The organism is Phenylobacterium sp. (assembly GCF_004799395.1).
In the GTDB taxonomy this organism is placed as follows: domain Bacteria; phylum Pseudomonadota; class Alphaproteobacteria; order Caulobacterales; family Caulobacteraceae; genus Phenylobacterium.
On the sequence record NZ_SSMZ01000042.1, the window covers coordinates 1 to 2,045 of the forward strand.

The window sequence follows — 2,045 nt, forward strand, 5'->3', positions numbered from 1 at the left end:
CCGATGACATCAGACACCTTCTTGCCGCGCTTGGCGGCGACCTGGCGGGGCGAAGACTGAGCCTTCAGCGCCTCGAAGGTCGCGCGCACCATGTTGTAGGGGTTGGACGAGCCGACCGACTTGCCGACCACGTCCTGGACGCCCAGGGTTTCCAGCACCGCACGCATCGGACCGCCGGCGATGACGCCGGTGCCGGGAGGCGCCGAGCGGACCATCACCTTGCCCGCGCCCCAGCGGCCATTGCCGTCGTGGTGCAGGGTGCGGCTTTCGCGCAGCGGCACGCGGATCATGGTCTTCTTGGCTTCTTCGGTCGCCTTGCGGATGGCTTCCGGCACTTCACGCGCCTTGCCGTGACCGAAGCCCACGCGGCCCTTCTGGTCGCCAACGACCATGAGAGCGGCGAAGGAGAACCTGCGCCCGCCCTTCACGGTGGCGGCGACGCGGTTGATGTGCACCAGCTTTTCGACGATTTCGCTATCGCGTTCTTCTTCGCGATTGTTGCGATTGCCGCCGCGGTTGTCGTCCCTGCGAGCCATCTAGCGTTCCTTAGAAGTTCAGGCCGGCTTCACGCGCGGCATCCGCCAGCGCCTTCACCCGGCCGTGATAAAGATAGCCACCGCGATCGAAGACCACGTCCTTGACGCCCTTTTCGATGGCCCGTTGGGCCACCAGAGCGCCCACGCGGGCTGCGGCGTCCTTGTCGGCGCCCTTGACCTTCTTCTCGCCGCTTTCCAGCGACGAAGCGGCGGCGAGCGTCACGCCACGCTCATCATCGATGACCTGGGCGTAGATGTTCTTGGACGAGCGGAAGACCGAAAGGCGCGGACGCCCGTTGGCCAGCTTGCGCAGGCGGGTGCGCGTACGTTGCGCGCGCTTCTGCGATGAATCTCGGGAGGAAAGGGCCATGACCTACTTCTTCTTGCCTTCCTTGCGGCGCACCTGCTCGCCGGCGTAGCGCACGCCCTTGCCCTTGTAGGGCTCCGGCGGACGGATGCGGCGGATGCGGGCGGCCATCTCACCGACGGCTTGCTTGTCGATACCGCTGATCTTGATCTCGGTCTGCTTCGGCACGGCGAAGGCGATGCCGGCCGGGGCCGGGATCTCCACGTCGTGGCTGAAGCCGAGCTGCATGGAGAGCGCCTGGCCCTTCATCGCCGCGCGATAGCCGACGCCAACCAGTTCCAGCGTCTGCTCGAAACCGGTGGTGACGCCGGCGACCATGTTGGCGACCAGGCTGCGGGACAGGCCCCACATGGCCTGGGCGCGCTGGCCCTCGACCTTCTTGGAGAGCGTTAGTTCGCCGTTCTCCTGGCGCACTTCGATCTCTTCGGCGACCGTCCAGGCGAGCTGGCCCTTGGGCCCGTTCACCGTGACCGTCTGGCCGTCGAGGGTCACCGTCACCCCATTGGGGACCGCGACCGCCTTCTTTCCGATACGAGACATATCAGTAGACCCGGCAGAGGACTTCGCCGCCCACGTTCGCGTCGCGCGCGGCCGTGTCCGACATGACGCCCTTCGGCGTCGACAGGATCGAGATCCCGAGGCCGTTCTTCACGGGCTTCAGGTCCTTGATCGACGAATAGACGCGACGGCCAGGCTTCGAGATGCGGGCGATGTCGACGATGACGGGGGCGCCATCGAAGTACTTCAGCTCGATCTCGAATTCCGGGAAGGCGCCGGGCTTTTCCACCAAGTGGTAGCCGCGGATGTAACCTTCGTCGGTGAGCACGTCGAGGAGACGGGCGCGCATCTTCGACGCGGGCGTCATCACCTTCGAACGGCCGCGCTGCGCGGCGTTCTTGATGCGGGCGATCAGATCGCCGATGGGATCGTTGACCATCTGTGACCTCCCCTACCAGCTCGACTTGACGAGGCCGGGGATCAGCCCGTGCGAACCGAGGTCGCGCAGGGAGATCCGGCTCATCTTCAGCTTGCGGTAGTAGGCGCGCGGGCGTCCCGTCACCAGGCATCGGTTACGGATGCGGGTCTTGGACGACGAACGCGGCAGTTCCGCCAGCTTCAGCCGGGCTTCGAAACGTTCTTCC

5 protein-coding genes are annotated in these 2,045 nt (G+C 65.9%); all 5 read right to left on the reverse strand.

Annotated elements, in window-relative coordinates; translation table 11 throughout:
- The coding region (gene rpsE / locus E8A12_RS02960) for a 30S ribosomal protein S5 (protein WP_293366266.1) at positions 1-536 on the reverse strand (536 nt) is incomplete at its 3' end.
- Between the two features lie 10 nt (positions 537-546).
- Positions 547-906: a 50S ribosomal protein L18 gene (gene rplR / locus E8A12_RS02965; protein WP_293366267.1), complete on the reverse strand. Its 360-nt coding sequence runs from the start codon at positions 904-906 to the stop codon at positions 547-549.
- A gap of 3 nt (positions 907-909) precedes the next feature.
- On the reverse strand, positions 910-1,443 hold the full coding sequence (gene rplF, locus E8A12_RS02970; RefSeq protein ID WP_293366268.1) for a 50S ribosomal protein L6: 534 nt from the start codon (positions 1,441-1,443) through the stop codon (positions 910-912).
- A gap of 1 nt (position 1,444) precedes the next feature.
- Positions 1,445-1,840 carry a 30S ribosomal protein S8 gene (gene rpsH, locus E8A12_RS02975; protein WP_293366269.1) on the reverse strand — a complete coding sequence of 132 codons (396 nt, stop codon included), beginning with the start codon at positions 1,838-1,840 and terminating at the stop codon, positions 1,445-1,447.
- A 12-nt stretch (positions 1,841-1,852) separates the two neighbouring features.
- On the reverse strand, positions 1,853-2,045 hold a 193-nt coding region (rpsN, locus tag E8A12_RS02980), incomplete at its 5' end, for a 30S ribosomal protein S14 (protein ID WP_293366270.1).

Bases quoted from the DNA above. Each gene is read 5' to 3' on its own strand.
- rplR (WP_293366267.1), bottom strand. From the start codon at position 906: ATGGCCCTTTCCTCCCGAGATTCATCGCAGAAGCGCGCGCAACGTACG.
- rplF (WP_293366268.1), bottom strand. From the start codon at position 1,443: ATGTCTCGTATCGGAAAGAAGGCGGTCGCGGTCCCCAATGGGGTGACG.
- rpsH (WP_293366269.1), bottom strand. From the start codon at position 1,840: ATGGTCAACGATCCCATCGGCGATCTGATCGCCCGCATCAAGAACGCC.